At 59.5% G+C, this 16707-nt stretch carries 21 protein-coding genes, 2 other RNA genes and 1 pseudogene; 18 read left to right on the top strand and 6 right to left on the bottom strand.

All coding sequences use genetic code 11. The features are described 5' to 3' along the window. Positions 1-148: 148 nt before the first annotated feature. The 4 genes from ACB037_RS02010 (at position 149) to exuR (ending at position 3915) form a co-directional block, all read left to right on the top strand. Positions 149-1138 carry a TRAP transporter substrate-binding protein gene (locus ACB037_RS02010; protein WP_045525242.1) on the top strand — a complete coding sequence of 330 codons (990 nt, stop codon included), beginning with the start codon at positions 149-151 and terminating at the stop codon, positions 1136-1138. Positions 1139-1182: 44 nt separating this feature from the next. After that, positions 1183-1704 (top strand): TRAP transporter small permease, encoded by a 522-nt coding sequence (locus ACB037_RS02005; RefSeq protein WP_043154535.1) that lies wholly within the window; start codon positions 1183-1185, stop codon positions 1702-1704. Further along, positions 1704-3005, top strand: coding sequence for a TRAP transporter large permease (locus tag ACB037_RS02000; protein ID WP_214002557.1), 1302 nt, complete (start codon positions 1704-1706; stop codon positions 3003-3005). The genes ACB037_RS02005 and ACB037_RS02000 overlap by 1 nt, the downstream gene beginning before the upstream one ends. 130 nt (positions 3006-3135) lie before the next feature. Next, entirely contained in the window at positions 3136-3915 is a 780-nt protein-coding gene (gene exuR / locus ACB037_RS01995; RefSeq protein WP_045525244.1) for a transcriptional regulator ExuR, read from the top strand. A 283-nt stretch (positions 3916-4198) separates the two neighbouring features. Here the strand turns inward: exuR and ssrA are convergent. Then, positions 4199-4558, bottom strand: a transfer-messenger RNA (tmRNA) gene (gene ssrA, locus ACB037_RS01990). A gap of 122 nt (positions 4559-4680) precedes the next feature. Beyond that, entirely contained in the window at positions 4681-5169 is a 489-nt protein-coding gene (gene smpB, locus ACB037_RS01985; RefSeq protein ID WP_010673973.1) for an SsrA-binding protein SmpB, read from the bottom strand. Between the two features lie 248 nt (positions 5170-5417). On the opposite strand from smpB, the gene ACB037_RS01980 reads away from it, so the two are divergent. Next, positions 5418-5852: an SRPBCC family protein gene (locus ACB037_RS01980; RefSeq protein WP_010673974.1), complete on the top strand. Its 435-nt coding sequence runs from the start codon at positions 5418-5420 to the stop codon at positions 5850-5852. Next, positions 5845-6201 (top strand): RnfH family protein, encoded by a 357-nt coding sequence (locus ACB037_RS01975; RefSeq protein WP_039039886.1) that lies wholly within the window; start codon positions 5845-5847, stop codon positions 6199-6201. The genes ACB037_RS01980 and ACB037_RS01975 overlap by 8 nt, the downstream gene beginning before the upstream one ends. Positions 6202-6268: 67 nt before the next feature. Here the strand turns inward: ACB037_RS01975 and ACB037_RS01970 are convergent, their stop codons facing one another. From ACB037_RS01970 to ACB037_RS01955, 4 genes and pseudogenes are all read right to left on the bottom strand, one after another. Then, complete coding sequence (locus ACB037_RS01970) at positions 6269-6904, bottom strand: NAD-dependent epimerase/dehydratase family protein (protein WP_371174823.1); 636 nt, start codon at positions 6902-6904, stop codon at positions 6269-6271. Positions 6905-7004: 100 nt separating this feature from the next. Next, positions 7005-7343 carry an outer membrane protein assembly factor BamE gene (locus ACB037_RS01965; protein ID WP_029314185.1) on the bottom strand — a complete coding sequence of 113 codons (339 nt, stop codon included), beginning with the start codon at positions 7341-7343 and terminating at the stop codon, positions 7005-7007. A 132-nt stretch (positions 7344-7475) separates the two neighbouring features. Next, a pseudogene (locus ACB037_RS01960) lies at positions 7476-8408 on the bottom strand (iron-containing alcohol dehydrogenase); the annotation flags it as partial. A 248-nt stretch (positions 8409-8656) separates the two neighbouring features. Then, a complete protein-coding gene (locus tag ACB037_RS01955; RefSeq protein WP_109421871.1) occupies positions 8657-9340 on the bottom strand; it encodes a helix-turn-helix transcriptional regulator in 684 nt (227 codons plus the stop codon). A gap of 464 nt (positions 9341-9804) precedes the next feature. Between ACB037_RS01955 and ACB037_RS01950 the strand changes: the two genes are divergently transcribed. From ACB037_RS01950 to ACB037_RS01895, 12 genes are all read left to right on the top strand, one after another. Then, a complete protein-coding gene (locus tag ACB037_RS01950) occupies positions 9805-11997 on the top strand; it encodes a DNA-binding protein (protein WP_371174822.1) in 2193 nt (730 codons plus the stop codon). Positions 11998-12039: 42 nt separating this feature from the next. Further along, complete coding sequence (locus ACB037_RS01945; RefSeq protein WP_323928826.1) at positions 12040-12762, top strand: ATP-binding protein; 723 nt, start codon at positions 12040-12042, stop codon at positions 12760-12762. Between the two features lie 43 nt (positions 12763-12805). Further along, positions 12806-13411 (top strand): hypothetical protein, encoded by a 606-nt coding sequence (locus ACB037_RS01940; RefSeq protein ID WP_371174821.1) that lies wholly within the window; start codon positions 12806-12808, stop codon positions 13409-13411. Beyond that, complete coding sequence (locus tag ACB037_RS01935; RefSeq protein ID WP_182935435.1) at positions 13395-13955, top strand: transcriptional regulator; 561 nt, start codon at positions 13395-13397, stop codon at positions 13953-13955. Before ACB037_RS01940 ends, ACB037_RS01935 begins: the two co-directional genes overlap by 17 nt. Positions 13956-14010: 55 nt before the next feature. Continuing rightward, complete coding sequence (locus ACB037_RS01930; RefSeq protein WP_124813042.1) at positions 14011-14241, top strand: hypothetical protein; 231 nt, start codon at positions 14011-14013, stop codon at positions 14239-14241. A 32-nt stretch (positions 14242-14273) separates the two neighbouring features. Continuing rightward, positions 14274-14894, top strand: a complete 621-nt coding sequence (locus tag ACB037_RS01925) for a DUF3164 family protein (RefSeq protein ID WP_323928825.1) — start codon at positions 14274-14276, stop codon at positions 14892-14894. A 14-nt stretch (positions 14895-14908) separates the two neighbouring features. Then, positions 14909-15106, top strand: a complete 198-nt coding sequence (locus tag ACB037_RS01920) for a hypothetical protein (protein WP_042074589.1) — start codon at positions 14909-14911, stop codon at positions 15104-15106. A 2-nt stretch (positions 15107-15108) separates the two neighbouring features. Beyond that, an RNA gene (locus tag ACB037_RS01915) (hammerhead ribozyme type II) lies at positions 15109-15178 on the top strand. A 40-nt stretch (positions 15179-15218) separates the two neighbouring features. Continuing rightward, positions 15219-15449, top strand: coding sequence for a hypothetical protein (locus tag ACB037_RS01910; RefSeq protein WP_214004492.1), 231 nt, complete (start codon positions 15219-15221; stop codon positions 15447-15449). Next, positions 15436-15615 (top strand): hypothetical protein, encoded by a 180-nt coding sequence (locus tag ACB037_RS01905; protein WP_323928824.1) that lies wholly within the window; start codon positions 15436-15438, stop codon positions 15613-15615. The genes ACB037_RS01910 and ACB037_RS01905 overlap by 14 nt, the downstream gene beginning before the upstream one ends. Continuing rightward, positions 15599-16192, top strand: coding sequence for a regulatory protein GemA (locus ACB037_RS01900; RefSeq protein WP_323928823.1), 594 nt, complete (start codon positions 15599-15601; stop codon positions 16190-16192). Before ACB037_RS01905 ends, ACB037_RS01900 begins: the two co-directional genes overlap by 17 nt. Further along, complete coding sequence (locus tag ACB037_RS01895; RefSeq protein ID WP_323928822.1) at positions 16185-16622, top strand: Mor transcription activator family protein; 438 nt, start codon at positions 16185-16187, stop codon at positions 16620-16622. The genes ACB037_RS01900 and ACB037_RS01895 overlap by 8 nt, the downstream gene beginning before the upstream one ends. The last annotated feature ends 85 nt before the right edge of the window (positions 16623-16707 follow it).

Here is a 16707-nt window from a genome sequence, read left to right as displayed (position 1 = left end):
GTGGGGGTATGCCGTTTTTGTGATGGTTCTCAACATTCATAGATGTTCTACCAATTACAGTGTGCATCACAAAGATGTAGGACATTAAGACTGACTCCTCAGGGAAGAGGTCTAGCAGATAAACGCACACACTTGAGGTCCCGCTCCAATGAAAATGAAAACCATCGCCGCCGCTATCCTGATGGCCGCCCCCCTGGCCCTGACAGCCTTCTCTTCCCATGCCATGGAGAGAGTGACGCTGAAGCTGGCCCATAACCTGGACACCAACCATGTGGTACACCAGGCGCTGGCCCAGATGGCCAAGGAGATCAGCACCGCCTCCGACGGCAAGATGAAGCTGCGCATCTACCCGGGTGGCCAGATGGGCGGTCCCCGTGAGACCCTGGAGTTGCTGCAAAACGGCGCCCTGGACATGACCAAGGCCAGTGCCAGCGAGATGGAACCCTTCTCGCCCGCCTTCTCCATCTTCAGCCTGCCTTACCTGTTCAAGGATCAGGCCCACTTCAACAAGGTCATTTACGGCCCCGTGGGCGAATCCATGATGGCCCAGACCCGTGACAAGGGCTTCGTCTCCATCGCCGCCTACGTGGCGGGGACCCGCAGCTTCTACGCCAACAAGCCTATTCACACCCCGGCCGACATGAAGGGGATGAAGATCCGGGTGGTCGCCACCCCCACCACCATCAAGCTGATCGAACTGCTGGGTGCGGCCCCGGCCCCGATCCCCTTCGGTGAGGTCTACACCGCACTGCAGCAAGGGGTCATCGACGGCGCCGAGAACAACGAGCCCTCCTACGTGCAGACTCGTCATGTCGAGGTGGCCAAGTTCTACGCCGAAGATCAGCACACGTCTGTGCCCGATTTCCTGGTGATCTCGAGCAAGGTGCTGGACAAGCTTTCCGACGAACAGAAGGCCATCCTCACCACTGCCGCCAAGCACTCGGAAACCTACGAACAGGAGCTGTGGGACAAGGAGGTCGCGGCATCTCGCAAGCAGGCGACCGACGCGGGGGCCACCTTCATCCAGGTCGACAAGGAGGCTTTCCGCACTGCGCTGGCCCCCCTGTATGACGATTTCCGCAAGGATCCGGTACGCGGTGAGTGGCTCACCAAGATCGAGAATGAAGCCGGTCAGTAATCATGAGGGGAGGGCGACGAGATCGCCCTCCCGGGAGAACCGCAATGCGTCTTGAAAAGTTCAAGCAACCCATCGACAGGTTGCTCGCCGGGTTTACCGTCGCCGTGATGGCCATGCTGGTAGTCTGCGTGGTCTGGCAGGTGTTCAGCCGCTACGTGCTGGCACAGCCGAGCACCATGACCGACGAGATAGCCCGCTTCAGCATGATCTGGGTGGGATTGCTGGGAGCGGCCTACGCCACCGGCAAGCGTCGCCACCTCAGCATCGACCTGTTCGTTTCCGACCTCAAGGGAGGGCGCAAGCTCGCCAACCAGCTGTTCGTGGATCTCTGCGTGCTGCTGTTTTCCAGCGGCGCCATGGTGTGGGGCGGCCTGACCCTGGTGACCAAGGTCTACAGCACCGGCCAGGTCTCCCCGGCCATGCAGTTGCCGATGGCCTATGTCTACGCCGTGCTGCCCCTGAGCGGCCTCATCATCAGTTATTACTGTGTGCTCTTCATGCTGGAGACCCTGCTCGACAGTCTGGCGCCCACCCCCGATCTTGCCCCCTCAGAGGAGAACATCTGATGGATTGGACCATAGCCCTGGTCATGTTCGGCTCCTTCTTCGTGTTGGTGTTCGCGGGCGTGCCCATCTCTTTCTCCATCGGCCTGGCGACCCTGGCCTCCGGCATGATGATGCTGCCGATGGAAACCATCCTTGCGGTGGTCGGCCAGAAGATGGCCACCGGCCTCGACAGCTTCTCCCTGCTGGCGATCCCCTTCTTCATCCTGGCGGGGACCCTGATGAACTGCGGCGGCATCGCCCAGCGGCTCATCAACTTCTCCCAGGTGCTGGTGGGCCGCATGCCGGGCTCGCTCGGCCACGTGAATGTCATGGCCAACATGCTGTTCGGCTCCATCTCGGGGTCGGCGGTGGCAGCCGCGGCCGCGGTGGGTGGCACCATGGCCCCCATGCAGAAGAAGTCCGGCTATGATCCGGCCTATTCGGCGGCCATCAACGTGACCTCCTGCATCACGGGTCTGCTGATCCCGCCCTCCAACGTGCTCATCATCTATGCCCTGACCGCCGGCGGCATCTCGGTGGCCACCCTGTTCATGGCCGGTTACGTCCCCGGCATCCTGATGGGGTTCAGCATCATGGCCGTGGGAGCCATCATCGCCAAGCGCCGTGGCTACCCGGTTGCGGAGCGGCCCTCCTTTGCCATGGTGATGCGCGCCTTCTGGGATGCAATCCCCAGCCTGCTGCTGGTGGTGGTGGTCATGGGCGGGATCCTGGGGGGCATCTTCACCGCCACCGAAGCCTCCGCCATTGCCGTGGTCTACACCTTCGTACTCTCGGTGCTCATCTACCGCGAAGTGAAGTTCAAGGATCTGCCGGCCATCATGCTGGACTCGGTCATCACCACCGCCATCGTGCTGCTGCTGATCGGCATCTCGGTGGGCATGTCCTGGGCCATGACCAATGCGGACATCCCCTACACCATCAGTGACGCCTTGATGAATGTCTCCGATAACCCTCTGGTCATCCTGCTCATCATCAACGTGATCCTGCTCATCGTGGGCGTCTTCATGGACATGACTCCGGCGGTGCTGATCTTCACCCCGATCTTCCTGCCCATCGTCACCGAGCTCGGAATGGATCCGGTCCACTTCGGCATCATGATGATCTTCAACCTCTGCATCGGGCTCTGTACACCACCGGTGGGCAGTGCGTTGTTTGTGGGGTGTTCGGTCTCGGGGGTCAAGCTGCAGGCCCTGATCCGGCCCATGCTGCCCTTCTTCTTCGTCTTGCTGCTGAGCCTGATGGCGGTGACCTACATACCGTCACTCAGCCTCTTCCTGCCGGGACTGTTTGGCATGCATTGAGTCATGAGAGAGCAAGTGAGCCCAGGGCTCACTTGTTCATTTTCATGTAAATTGGTATAACAAGTTACCGTATCCGGGGGACAGTCCCGGCACTTGAATAGTATGAGGCTGGGGTGTGAGTGAGATGAATATGGACTTGGTTGAATCAAAGCGTCTCTATCAGAAAGTCGCCGCCGAGCTGAAACAACGCATTGCCAGCCAGCGTTATCAAGTTGGCGAGCGTCTGCCGGCCGAGCGGCTGATTGCCGAGGAGATGGACGTGAGTCGCACCGTGGTGCGCGAAGCCATCATCATGCTGGAAGTGGAAGGGCTGGTGGCGGTGCAGAAAGGGTCCGGGATCCACGTGATCGCCCGGGAGAGCCAGTATGCCGAAGCGACTCCCACCCTGGATGACGCCCTGTTGACGGCGGGCCCCTTCGAGCTGCTGCAAGCCAGGCAACTGCTGGAGAGCAATATCGCCGAGTTTGCCGCGACCCAGGTGACCAAGCAGGACATCATGGAGCTGCTGAAGATCCAGGCCCTGGCCCGCAAGGAGGATCGTGCCCGCGATTCGGAGTGGGACAAGCAGTTCCATATCCAGGTGGCCAAGGCGACCCAGAACTCCGTGCTGGTGATCCTGACCGAGCAGCTCTGGCTGCATCGCGAGCGCAACCCCTACTGGCGCAAGCTCCACGAGCATATCGACGACAAGGCTATCTCCAGCTGGTGCGACGATCACGACCAGATCCTCAAGGCCCTGATGCGCAAGGATCCGCAGGCGGCCAAGCTGGCCATGTGGCAGCACCTGGAGAACACCAAGCAGATGCTCTTCCAGGCCACCATCTTCGATGACGAAATGGAGGATGACCGCTACCTCTTCTCCGAAAATCCCGTCGTTCATCTGACCCAGCATTCCACTGCCAACGGCTAGTGGAAGGTTCTCGGGGGCGAATCCTCGAGGCTGTTTCAACCCCATGGAGGCGCTGGGCTGATGGCGTAGCCCAGAGCTCCCGGGCAAATTGCCGTTCCACTCGCCGGTTTTTGCTGGCCGCATCACCTGGATGCTGGCCCATGTCAAATGCAGTCACGACCCGCAGAGCCTTTGGCCCTTGGTCTGGAGATGCACAGCACTCGCGGGGCGGATACAACCTCTGAAGGTGAGTAAATGGATACAAAAAGGGCCACTTCTTGCGAAGTGGCCCTTTCCAAACGTTTGGTGGAGCTGGGGGGATTTGAACCCCCGTCCAAAATTACTACATCCTCGGTACTACATGCTTAGTCACTCTTTACATTCGCCAACACGCTGCGGAGAGACACGCCACGCATTGACTAGCTCGATTGGTTTTAATGCTTCCGCCCCGAGCAGGACTTCCACACGATCCTGTGAAGGATGACCTTCAATTTCCCTAGGACACAGGCAAGCTAGGGGAGAAGGGCTCAGCGCAGGTTATTAAGCTGCGAGTGCGTAGTTTTCGTCGTTTGCGACTATTTTTTTGCGGTTTATTAACGAGGCCTACCGCACCTCGGCATGCACCTTGGGTTTCGTGAATCTTGTCGAATCCAGAATCAGCCCCAAGTTGTCAAAAGGGATTGTACGCAAAAATCCTGTCATGGCAAGGCGTTGATGGCAATCGACCGGCCTTGGCCGGTCGATTGCTGGTTTATTGGACGCCTTGCCATGGCGGGTGGCGCACAATCAACCGCGGTGTTTGTTTTTCATGATGCGGGCTTTTTCCCGATCCCATTCACGGGCCTTGGTGTCTTCCCGCTTGTCGTGTTCTTTCTTGCCCTTCACCAGGCCGATCTCGACCTTGACCCAGCACGCTTTCCAGTAGAGGGCCAGCGGCACTATGGTGTAGCCCTGACGAGCGGTCAGGCTCTCGAGCTTGTCGAGTTCACGGCGACTGAGCAGCAATTTGCGGGTGCGGGTCGGATCGCATACCACGTGGCTGGAGGCGGCGTTCAGCGGCAGGAAGCTGGAGCCGAACAGGAAGGCTTCCCCCTGCATGAAGATGACATAGGCTTCGCTGATGTTGGCCTTGCCCGCCCGCAGGGACTTCACTTCCCACCCTTGCAGGGACAGGCCGGCTTCCACGCGCTCTTCGATGAAGTACTCGTGACGGGCGGTTCTGTTGAGTGCAATGGTGCTGGACCCGGCTTTGTTTTTACTGTTCTTTTTGCTCATGACGGGGGCCTTAGGCAATGTTTAGGAAGGCGCATTATACGTGGGTGGCGGCGGCTGTAAAACGCACAGCGCTCCGAGTGGCGGCTTTGTGAGCAGTTCGATGACGATTTTGAGGGAAGGGCGGGGCGAGAGCGGACCACACTGGCCGGAAAGTGTGCGATTGCCCTGCTTGGTGACCCGCGAACAGTTTCGGCGGTGATTTTGGCTGACAAGGTGATAAAATCGGGCCGATTGGATGAGGAAAACCCATGCCCCGTATTACTCGCAGTGCCCTGGTGATGTTCAGCGCGGAACAGATGTTCCGGCTGGTCAATGATGTTGATGCCTATCCTGAGTTCCTGCCCGGCTGTGTCGGCAGCCGTGTTCACGAGTCGGGTGAAGACTACATGATGGCCTCGGTCGATGTGGCCAAGGCGGGTATCGCCAAGACCTTTACCACGCGCAACCAGCTCGATGCCAATCGCACCATCAAGATGGAGCTGGTGGAGGGGCCTTTCAGCAAGCTGGCGGGATGGTGGACCTTCACGCCCCTGGATGTGGATGCCTGCAAGGTGGAGTTTGATCTCGACTTCGAGTTCACCTCCAAGCTCATTGAGCTGGCCTTTGGCCAGATCTTCCGCGAGCTGGTGAGCTCCATGGTGCTTGCCTTCTCCAATCGTGCCAAGGTGGTTTACGGTGTCTGAGCTCCTCAATATCGAAGTGGCCTATGCCCTGCCCGAGCGGCAGACGGTGCTGTGCATCCGGGTCGCGCCCGAGACCAGCGTGCTGGCGGCCATCGAACAGTCCGGCATCCTGCAAAAGCACCCGGAGATCGACCTGTCGGTCAACAAGTTCGGTATCTACAGCCGTCCGGTGAAGGGCACAGAGTCGGTGCAGGAGGGGGATCGCATCGAGATCTACCGCCCTCTCATCGCCGATCCCAAGGAGATGCGCAAGAAGCGTGCGGAAAAAGCCAAGGAAGAGGGGCGTGCCGATGTGGTCACCGGCGGGCGGCCCGATGTGCACCGCAAGCGAGACGATGCCGGCACCTGACGGGTGATGGGTTGTGACAAGGGGCGCCGTGGCGCCTCTTTGTGATCGTCTCGCCCGGCACGGGGCATCACAGGGTGAGCAGGCGCTCGTTTTCCACCGTCTCTATCCCGCTCTCCTGGATGGCAAGGCGCGCCATGGCGTGCGCCACCTGACTGGCCTCGATGGCACGCCAGCGGCGCAGCGACCCGCGCAGCAGGGGCTTGACCAGCGTATAGATGGCCTGGATGATCTGCTCCGAACGGCGCGCAGGTTCTCGATGGCCGAGCAGCATGGCCGGGCGCAGGATGACGAGCCGCTGCCACTCCTGGGCCAGCAGGGCCTGCTCCATCTCGCCCTTGGTGCGGGGATAGAGGGCAGGGGAACCCGGGTTGGCGCGCAGACTGGAGACCACCAGCAGGCGGCGGCAGCCGTGGCGACGGGCGAGCGCGGCAAAGGCCAGCACATAGTCGAGATCGACCCGGCGAAATGCCTCGGCCGAGCCGGCATCCTTGCGGGTGGTGCCAAGGCAGCAGAAGGCAATGTCCACAGGGGAGGGCAGCGTCAATCTGTCCAGCGCGTCGAACGAGGTGGGCAGCCAGGTGCGTCCCGGAGCGGGATCGCCCGGTTTGCGGCAGAGCAGGAGGAGGTCGTGTTCCGTCCCCAGCTCGCGCAGCAAGGCTTTGCCAATCAGACCGGTGGCGCCGGCAATCAGGAATCGACTCATGATGATCTCCTCGGGGCAATGAGGCATCCAGAGTGTGGCCCGGCGACATCACCGGGGCCAGAGAGAACAAAACCGGCAGAAGCCGGTTTTGTAATGTCATCTAGAGCGGTGTGGTGAAGGCGGCAGGGAGAGGGAAATCACCGGTCACGGTGGCCAGCCTGTCACCCACGAAGTTGAGGGTCAGCTCCTTGCGCTCCTTGTCGCCCCGACCGGGCTGGAACTCATAGAGGTAGTACCAGGTGTTGGGGTCAAAGCTGTCGCGCAACATGGGAGAACCCAGCACGAACTCGACCTGTTCGCGGGTCATGCCCTGGCGCAGTTTGTCGACCTGCTTTTGTTCCACATAGTTGCCCTGGGGAATATCGATGCGATAGACCAGGCTGCAACCGGACAGGGTGAGGGCGGTCAGGGCCGCGGCAATCAGGTGTTTCATCCGCATATCGGGTTCAGATCATCCATACAGTCTTTTTAGCTCGGCAAATCATACCCACTCCCCGTGCGGAAGTAAAAAGCCATTGATCCATCAGCCAATAAAAAGGGCCGCGTGGCGGCCCTGGCAGATCTTGCCCCCTTACATGGCGGCGCGGAAGATGGCGACGATCTCCGCGTGAGTCGCCTGCCTGGGGTTGGTGAGACCACAGGCATCCTTGAGCGCATTGGTGGCCAGCACGTCGAGGTCGTCGGCCCTGACCCCGAGCTGCTCCAGACCGGCGGGGATCTTGACGTCGCGAGCCAGTTGCCGGATGGCGTCAATGGCTGCCGCCGCACCCTGCTCATCGCTCATGGCGCTCACATCCACCCCCATATGACGGGCTACATCCTTGAGCCGGCCGGCGCACACCCGGGCGTTGTAGGCCTGGACATGGGGCAGCAGCACCGCATTGCACACCCCGTGGGGCAGGTCGTAGAAGCCGCCGAGCTGGTGAGCCATGGCGTGCACATAGCCCAGGCTTGCGTTGTTGAAGGCCATGCCGGCCAGGAACTGGGCATAGGCCATCTGCTCACGGGCATGGAGATCCTCCCCCTGATGCACGGCGGTGCGAAGGTGTTCGGCAATCAGTGCGATGGCCATCACGGCGCTGGCGTCGGTGACCGGGGTGGCGGCGGTGGAGACATAGGCTTCGATGGCGTGGGTCAGGGCATCCATGCCGGTGGCGGCGGTGAGGCCGGCGGGCTTGGCCAGCATCAGTTCCGGGTCGTTGACCGACATCAGCGGCGTGACGTGCTTGTCGATGATGGCCATTTTCACCTGACGGGATTCGTCGGTAATGATGCAAAAACGGGTCATCTCGGAGGCGGTGCCGGCGGTGGTATTGATGGCGATGAGCGGCAACTGCGGCTTGGCGGAGCGATCCACCCCCTCGTAATCCTTGATGCTGCCCCCATTGGCGGCCACCAGGGCGATGCCCTTGGCGCAGTCGTGGGGTGAGCCGCCGCCGAGCGAAATGACGCAGTCGCAGCCGTGGGCCCGGATCATCGCCAGACCCGCCTCGACGTTGGCCACGTGTAACCGACCACAGAGAATGAAAAAACCGGGAGCAGCCGAAAGCAAGTGGGATCTCGCGGGACAAACTCAAGGCTGATAAGGCTTAGAGGGGGATCGGGAGGTTCTAGGCGCGAGCGGCCCCAAAATGAAAGTTCATGGACGGTCTTCGGGGGCGTTGCGCCAAAAATGAAAACCCAGGGCGGGTGGTCGGCAATGCAGTTTGGGGTTTAACTCGGCGTTTAAACCCCATTTTGAAGCGGCCCAGGTTAAAAAAAATCGTGTCCTAGCCAGACTACCTTGCCGATGATGCTCAATGACTCCAGTTCATTAGGGAGCACGGAAAGCGTCTCATACCCGGCCTTGTTATCGCTGATGATGTTTACCCCACCATCGACCCGCTTCTGCAGCCGCTTGGCATAGAGCTCATCCCCCAAGCGCAGCACGAACAGACCACCATCCTGGATCTGGTTGCGGCTTAGGTCTACCAGGATGGAATCGCCGGAATGAATCGTTGGCTCCATGCTGTCGCCCTTGGCGAAGACGACTGCCAGGTTGTCCGGGTTCAGCTGGCGGAACTTGAGCCACTTGCGTCGAAAGGCCAGCTTGCGTTTAACCTCATGCTGGTCATTGAACGTTCCGTGCCCGGCACTGACTGCGATGTGGTAGCCATCGATCAGCGCATATTCCTCTTCAAACAGAGCCTTATCCAACCCATCAGGGTTGAGGCTCTCATCTTGTACGTCTTCCTTTGGGCCACGGCCAGTTGCGAGCCAGTCAATTCTAACCCCTGCGGTGTCTGCGATCTTGATGAGCTGGCTCATGTTTGGCTCAGAACGACCATTCAGATACTGGCGCAAAGTGGTATCAGCCATCCCTGCCCTCAACGCAAATGAGCGCGCGCTTTCCGTCCCGATAATCGATTCAAGTCTGTTCTTGAATTCACTTTCCATAAAAGCCCTCAAGAAGGAAAGCGTGCTTTCTTTTGGCGCGAGCACTTTCCATTGTTTAACTCATTGATTCATGAGGAAAAGAACAAGAAACCTCAAATGAGTGAATGCATGAAAAGAAAAGAGTGAATCTTTCCATTGCAAGAGTTTTTGAGTTGATCAATACTCTCAATTGTTCGCGCAATGCGCGAAAGATTTCTCAAATTGTATCACGGTGACCCCATGAGCATAAGTACAGCCAACCACATCTACGGAGAGCTTAGGAAGCGTGGTTACTCCGTCAGGAACTGGGCCATTGAACGTGGTTTCAGCCCCCGCACCGTACAGGAGTGTATTCACACTTATGCCCCTTGCAAGCACCGGCAGCCAGCCGATGGCACTGTCTCATCGAGGATCATGGCGGGATTGAGTGAAACCCTTGGCGTAGCTCTGTATGGAGATGGCAAATGAAAGAGTGGTTCACATCTATGGAACTTGTCAGTTTGCCGGGCATGCCTACTACGGTACAGGGAGTTCGATACCGCGCAAGATCTGAGCAGTTCAATTCGCGCAAATGTTCGGATGGCAAAGGCAGCGAGTACCACATCAGCTCCCTGCCCGCAGAAACCCGGCGCTACCTGGCAGAGCAGGCTGTTGCCTTGCAGGGACAAACGGTGACCGATCATGCGGCCGGTGGCAAGGCGATGGCCAAGCTGCTTGCTCGTGAAGTGCCAGTGAAGCCGGATGCGGGCCGAAAATTGCTGACCCTGGGCGCTGCAGCCCGCAAGAAGGTAGATGCCCGGCTGTTGATCCTGCAGGCCGCCGATGTCTTCTTGGCTCCTTATCAAGCCTGTCAGCAAGGGGAGGTGGGGCGCCGCGCCTTTATCGAGGCATACCGCACCCGAGCCCTGCAACTGCCAGCAAGTGTCTATGAGCAACAAAAGCCGTTTAGCCTGATCACATTGCGGCGCTGGCAAGGCACCCTGGCCGATGCTGGCCCGGCAGCACTGGCAGGCAACTACCAGCGGGAGCGGCCATCCAGCGTCGAGCAAAGCCCCGATCTGGCCCGGTTCCTCACGGCATTAATCACCGCCAAACCGCACTTGGCCAACAAGTGGGGGGCGCTGCATGAGCTGGCGACCCAGTACAGCGAGATGAACCAGCTTGGCTGGCAGATCCCGAGCCAGTCCTCCTTGCGCCGCTGGCTGGTCAAGTGGCTGGCAGAGAACAAGGTGGCCTTTACCTATGCCACCAACCCCGACGCCTACAACAACAAATACCGCACAGCCATCGAAGAGATGTACCCCTGGATGGGCCAGCCCAACGACGTCTGGGAGTTCGACAGTACCCCGGTCGATGCCATGTTGGTGGAAGGCCGCCACAGCATTATCGCGGTGATCGATGTGTTCACCCGTCGGGTGCGGTTGCTGGTGGCCAAGACCTCATCGAGCGAGGGGATCTGCCTGCTGCTGCGCAAGACCCTGCTGACCTGGGGCACCCTCAACGACAACGGGGTGATGCGTACTGACAACGGTTCCGATTACGTGAGCCAGCGGGTCATGTCCATCTGCACCCTGCTCGGCATGAACGTCAGCCGATCCAACGCCTATTCGGGATGGGAGAAGCCGCATATCGAGCGCTTCTTCCGCACTCTTTCCCACGGTCTGATCGAGTTGCTGCCTGCCTATATCGGGCACTGCGTGGCCGATCGCCAAGTGATAGAGGCTCGCAAGAGCTTTGCCCAGCGGCTGGAGGAGAAGCGCAAGCCGGATGCGGAAAAAGAGATCTACGAACTTGCCATGACAGCCGGCCAGTTACAGACCCTGCTCGATGACTGGCTCGATGCCCGTTATCACAACCGCAAACACAGTTCGCTCGGGATGACCCCCAACGAGAAGTACCAAAGCACCCGCTATCAGCGCCGCGCGATCGTCGATGAGTCGGCGCTGGATCTGCTGCTCAACCATATCGGTGAGGCCACTGTCTCCAAGGGCTTCATCAAGGCCGGTGGCCTCAAGTACAGCGCCCCGGAGCTGCTGGAGAACAGTTGGAAGAGCCAGCGGGTCAGCGTGTTCCTCGACCCGAGCGATGTGGGCCGGGCCATTTTGTACCGCACCGGCGACTGGAACGAGCGGATCGAGGCCGTGAACCTCGATTTGTTGGGGAACGGGGTGAGCCCGGATGCCTTCCGCGCCGCCAAGCGTGCCGATGCCAAGGCGCTGGCGAGTTTCCGCCGTGAGATGCGCAGCCTCGCCAAGACCTTCGGCATCAACGAATTGCATCAGGATGTGGTGCGCCACTTCGTCAACCAAGCGCGTGATGTGGCTCAGTTCCAGCGCAGTGATCTTGGGCTCGATAACCCGGCATTGGCGGCGCTTTCAGGCATTGCCTCACCCAGTGAACCGGCCCAATTCAGCGCGGCAGAGCTGGCTGCGATAGAAGCTCGCCGCGAAGAAAAAGCGGCCCGTGCCCAGGCGACGGCCGGGCAGGAATCCAGGGCGCTCAAAACCGAGTACGAACAGGCCATCTATCTGGCTGAGAAGGAGTTGGATGCCCCGCTGACCGAGCGGGAGAAGGAGTGGCTGACCAAGTACCTCTACAGCCACAAGCTGATGGCGAAACGGATTATCCGCCATCTGGAAAGTATCAGGGCCACTCGTAACACCCAGGCAAAAGGTTAACGAGCGGCCCTGTAGAACCATGAACATAAGGACAAGAAGACTATGAAACACAAGATCGTCGAAGTCAAAAACATGATCAAGACCGAGCAGTTGCTCGACAACCTGCTCAACCGTTCCAGCATCGTGCCGGGCATCGGTTTGATCCACGGCCCATCGGGTTTTGGTAAGACCACCGCCGTGGAGTGGCTGTTCAACCAGGACGAGGTGAACGGCATCTATGTGCGCTGTTACAAGGCCGACACGGTGACGAGTTTGCTGGAGCAGATCGCCAAGGAGATCGGCATTCCCCAGCGCCACAATCTGCGGGCCCAGGTCGATGGCATCGTCGAAGCGGTACGTGCGGAGGAGTTGGCCATCTTCGTGGATGAGGCGGATTACGTGGTCGGCAATGCCCGCATCATGGAGACCCTGCGCGATATCTATGATGCCACCGAACAGCCGCTGATCCTGGTGGGGATGGAGGAGATTGCCCGTCGCATCAGCCAGCGCAAGCAGCTGTTTAACCGCATCTCTCAGTGGATCGAATTCAAACCCGCCGACCTGGAAGACGTCTCCCTCATCGCCAACGAGATGCTGGAGGTTGACGTGGAGATTGACGACGCCCTGCTGGACCTTATCCGCAAACGCTCGAACGGGGTGGTGCGCACCATCGTCTCGGCCCTGGACAAGATCGAGAAGATGGCCATGGCCTCTGATGCCCGGATTATCCGGCTGGAGGACGTGGACGCCAGCGAACTGCTGCATGACGTGCGCCGCAGCCGGTAGCCCGAGGACCAGCAAATAACAACAAAGCACGGGAGGGATACCAGTGGTTGATATCAACGATAAGTCCAAGACGGAAGAGGCTTGGTTGTGGATGTGCAAACAGGACTCGTTCGATATGAGTGAGTTACTCGCAGCGACAGACGTTAGGCAAGCAAATTTATATGCCCTGATGCGTCGTTGGTTAGCGAGCGGCCACCTCAGTTGTGTTGTTGAAGGGGCATTGCGTCAGAGAGAGGTGTTTGGCTGCAACCGGTATCAAGTTTCGAATGTGAATGAACCACCCAAATTTGGCACCAATCAAGGAAATTGCATCTCTCGGAAAAAGCGGAAAAGCAGGCGCAAGACCAGCCAACAAAAGATGTGGAACACCATGAAAATCAGTCGGGTGTTCACGTTGACGGAATTGGCGATGACCTCGAATTCAACCAGTAACCATGCCGGCGTTTATGCAAAGGCGTTGGCCAAGGCTGGTTACGTAAAAGTTCAGGCCAAAGCCATGCCACATCGTGGAGAGGTCGCCAAGTACCAGTTGCTGAGAGATACCGGTCGCTTTGCCCCCATTGTTCGCAAAAACGGCTGCTGGGATCAAAACCAACAGCGGCTCTATCCGTTCCTGGTTGAGGAGGAGAAACATGGACACGTGGCTTGAGGTTCTGCAAGCCGAAGTCGGGGCCAGTTCGTTGTCCGTGGTGGCTGAAAAACTGGGTCTGTCCCGCACCACGATCAGCCAGGTCTGCAACGAGAAGTACCCAGGAGATCTGGCCCGGGTGCAGAAGCTGGTGGAGGGGAACCTGATGGGACACAAGGTGACCTGCCCCATTTTGGGGGAGATTCCGGTGCATCAATGCCTGGCCCATCAGCGGCGGCGGGCGGACGAGGTTGGGACCAGACCGATGGACATCAAGCTCTGGAAGGCCTGCCACAGTGGCTGCCCCCATAGCCAGCTCAGTGAAGATCAGCAACTGCGTCGGCCGATGCGTCTGGCCGTCGAACAGGTTGGCAGAGGCGTGGAGAAGGGTGCTCGCTATGACGCCGAGGTGACTCTCTCCAGGTTACGCCGCCAAGCGAAAAGCGATGGCGAGAACGCCAGCAGCAGCTTGCGCATCTTGGCTGAGCTGTTGGCCGAGGAGCTCAAGATCCTGGGCATCAAATACAACCGGCTGCTCGACAAGGTTGAGAAGCACGGCCAGTAAAGCTGCGGGCTCGGGGTATGCAGTGGGCCCAGTGAGATATCACAAGGAGAACGGGATGAACAGAAATCTGCAGAAGACCGCCGAGCAGTTGCGGGTCTGGCTGACAGCGAAAGGGTGCAAGGTGAGCACCAGCCGTGTATGCCATACCCCCTTGCTGGCGGTGACTGGCCCCTTGCCCGAAGCGATGACCAAGCGAGCAGTGTGGGGGCGAGAGTGCCTCGCGGGTGTGGTGCGGGATGTCGCCATCGTGCGCTTTGGCGGTTGCCTGCTGCACTGGCGCCAGTAAGAGAACCAACGGGATTTATCAAGGAGAGCCTTATGCAAGAAGCACAGACCAAAGACACGACTCCGATGCGGCAGAACGCCCAGGGTCATTGGGTACCGGAGAACCTTATCGCCCCGGCCGACAAGCTGCGAGATGAGGTGGTGATGGGCATCATCGCTGCTGCCAAGGAAGAGCGCTCACGCCTGGCTGCTTTCAAGATCGGCGCCATGCAGCAGATCGCCGATTTTGTGGACCTCTCGGCCGAGCGGTACGGGGTGGCTTGGGGTGGCACCAAGGGCAATGTGAACCTGCTCAGTTTCGACGGTCGCTACAAGCTGATCCGGGCCGTGGGGGAGCACCGCAAATTTGATGAACGGATCCAGGCGGCCAAGGTACTGATCGACCAGTGCATCGCCCGCTGGAGCGATGGTGCCAGCCCCGAGATCCGCGCCCTGGTGGACCACGCCTTTAGGGTTTCCAAGGCCGGTCATATCGACGTCAACCAGGTGCTCTCCCTGCGCCAGCTCAACATCGACGACGCCGACTGGGAGCAGGCCATGCAGGCGATCGCCGATGCCATCCAGGTGACCGGTACCAGCCAGTATCTGCGCCTCTACGAGCGGGACGGCCAGGGCCGTTACGTTCAGATGAGCCTGGATCTGGCGAAGTTGTAAGGGAGGAGTGCGCGATGGATATCAACGTAGAACAAGCCGAAGAGCAGCTGCAGCTCTGTGAACAGATCAGCGAGACCGAGGGCACCTGCTACCCCGACGACACCTATGAGGATGGTATCAAGGCCGCGTTGTTATGGGTGCTGGGGCTGGGCCCGGCTCCGCTGAGCGAAGAGGAGTACCAGGATCTGATGCCGCTGCAGTTCGAGCAGTAACGATGCGAAACAGGGCGACCGCACCGCCCTGTCTGCCCGGCGTGGTGGCCGGGCACTGATGAGCAGCCGACCTGGGCCCAGGTCTTCACCGCCTCGAACAAGGAGCACGGCGATGACCAAAACAGAGATGGATATTCGGCTTACCAAGATTTTCAGCGCGGCCGCCATTGCACAGGCGACCCCTGATAAACGGGCTGTGTGCAGACAGCTCAAGCAGTTTGATAGAGAGGCTCGTGCCCAAGGGCTGTTTGCCCTGGCAGGGGAGGCCAGCCAGATGCGCTGGCAACTGGTAGCGGAACTGCAGCAGACCAGAGCAGCAGAGGTCAGCCATGGCGGTGTCTAATTGGCAGGTATTGCTGGCCTATGTGATGAAGTTCGGCCCATTGAGCCAGCAAGGTGCCGAGCAGTGGCTCGATAGTTATTGCCCTGAGTGGCGCAATGGAGACGATGTGCCCGCCGGTCAAATCTGGGTGGCAAAAGTGGGGAGAAGTCATGACAGCAAGCAATGAACGCACCCGCTTGATCCGGCTGGTGCAGGTGGGCCGCCGTTCTCTGGGGCTGGATGAGGAGACCTATCGAGCGCTGCTGGTCCAGCAGAGTGGCAAGCGCTCTGCGGCAGCGCTGTCGATCCATGAGCTGGACAAGGTGCTGCAGGCCATGAAGGGGGCAGGGTTTAAACCGACTGTTAAACGTGGCGTAAAAGGAGGCAAGCAGAAGCGTTTAAGCCCGGTCAGCGGTACCCCGGTTCGGACGGCTGAGATAGGGGTGATCCGGGCTATCTGGATCACCATGGCCAAAAATGGCCTGCTGCGAGATGGCAGCGAGACGGCACTCGATCACTATGTGGAGCGCCAGACGGTACGGCTCAACAAGGGGGTCGGGGTGACCAGGGTGGCTTGGCTTGATGGTGAGTTGGCTTACTCGGTGCTGGAATCCCTCAAGCACTGGCATAAGCGGGAGATGGTCAAGGCATTGCAGGCGGCTAATAAAACTATCCCCATCAATGAGAGAACCGGACGGGTGGCAGGCTATCAAGCCGTGATGGCGGCCTTCGAGCAGATGCAAGCGGAGGTGCAACATGGATAGCAGCCAAGAGAATCTGGACCTGTTCGCCGATGACCATGAATCCTTGGGGCAGTTGGTGGACCGACTGGATCAGATCCCGGCGGCCGAGCTGACCGCCAAGTGGCCCAAGGCACTAGCCGAGCTGGTCGATGTGCTGGCCTGTGAGCTGGGGCGCGGCGGGATGGCGGCAGATAAGGCCTTGGCCCAGGCCCGCAAGCTGGCATTGGTGCAGGCCCACTATATGGGGGGCCGCGCTTATTACATCCCCACCGGCGATCATCTCAAGGCGGCGCTGCGGGACCGAGCCATCTGGGATGAGTTCAATGGCCGCAACATCGACCAGCTTGCCCGCAAGCACGGGCTCTCTGTGCCCCAGACCTATGCGGTGGTGGCAGAGCAGCGAGAGCTGACACGGCGCCGCCACCAGCCTGACTTGTTCGGGTATCAATAGCGATGGCCCTCACGTAACGAACAAACCCCGCCCTGGCGGGGTTTTCATTTAGGGGGGACTCATTTAACGTCAGGTATATCTATGA

The sequence above is a fragment of the Aeromonas sp. S19(2024) genome (assembly GCF_041402625.1).
In the GTDB taxonomy this organism is placed as follows: Bacteria; Pseudomonadota; Gammaproteobacteria; order Enterobacterales; family Aeromonadaceae; genus Aeromonas; species Aeromonas caviae.
This window is presented reverse-complemented; position numbering and strand designations above follow the sequence as displayed.

Coding starts and splice junctions, on each gene's coding strand:
- ACB037_RS02010 (WP_045525242.1), top strand. CDS start 149: ATGAAAATGAAAACCATCGCCGCCGCTATCCTGATGGCCGCCCCCCTG.
- ACB037_RS02005 (WP_043154535.1), top strand. CDS start 1,183: ATGCGTCTTGAAAAGTTCAAGCAACCCATCGACAGGTTGCTCGCCGGG.
- ACB037_RS02000 (WP_214002557.1), top strand. CDS start 1,704: ATGGATTGGACCATAGCCCTGGTCATGTTCGGCTCCTTCTTCGTGTTG.
- exuR (WP_045525244.1), top strand. CDS start 3,136: ATGGACTTGGTTGAATCAAAGCGTCTCTATCAGAAAGTCGCCGCCGAG.
- smpB (WP_010673973.1), bottom strand. CDS start 5,169: ATGAGCAAAAAGAACAGTAAAAACAAAGCCGGGTCCAGCACCATTGCA.
- ACB037_RS01980 (WP_010673974.1), top strand. CDS start 5,418: ATGCCCCGTATTACTCGCAGTGCCCTGGTGATGTTCAGCGCGGAACAG.
- ACB037_RS01970 (WP_371174823.1), bottom strand. CDS start 6,904: ATGAGTCGATTCCTGATTGCCGGCGCCACCGGTCTGATTGGCAAAGCC.
- ACB037_RS01965 (WP_029314185.1), bottom strand. CDS start 7,343: ATGCGGATGAAACACCTGATTGCCGCGGCCCTGACCGCCCTCACCCTG.
- ACB037_RS01955 (WP_109421871.1), bottom strand. CDS start 9,340: ATGGAAAGTGAATTCAAGAACAGACTTGAATCGATTATCGGGACGGAA.
- ACB037_RS01950 (WP_371174822.1), top strand. CDS start 9,805: ATGGAACTTGTCAGTTTGCCGGGCATGCCTACTACGGTACAGGGAGTT.
- ACB037_RS01945 (WP_323928826.1), top strand. CDS start 12,040: ATGAAACACAAGATCGTCGAAGTCAAAAACATGATCAAGACCGAGCAG.
- ACB037_RS01935 (WP_182935435.1), top strand. CDS start 13,395: ATGGACACGTGGCTTGAGGTTCTGCAAGCCGAAGTCGGGGCCAGTTCG.
- ACB037_RS01930 (WP_124813042.1), top strand. CDS start 14,011: ATGAACAGAAATCTGCAGAAGACCGCCGAGCAGTTGCGGGTCTGGCTG.
- ACB037_RS01925 (WP_323928825.1), top strand. CDS start 14,274: ATGCAAGAAGCACAGACCAAAGACACGACTCCGATGCGGCAGAACGCC.
- ACB037_RS01920 (WP_042074589.1), top strand. CDS start 14,909: ATGGATATCAACGTAGAACAAGCCGAAGAGCAGCTGCAGCTCTGTGAA.
- ACB037_RS01910 (WP_214004492.1), top strand. CDS start 15,219: ATGACCAAAACAGAGATGGATATTCGGCTTACCAAGATTTTCAGCGCG.
- ACB037_RS01905 (WP_323928824.1), top strand. CDS start 15,436: ATGGCGGTGTCTAATTGGCAGGTATTGCTGGCCTATGTGATGAAGTTC.
- ACB037_RS01900 (WP_323928823.1), top strand. CDS start 15,599: ATGACAGCAAGCAATGAACGCACCCGCTTGATCCGGCTGGTGCAGGTG.
- ACB037_RS01895 (WP_323928822.1), top strand. CDS start 16,185: ATGGATAGCAGCCAAGAGAATCTGGACCTGTTCGCCGATGACCATGAA.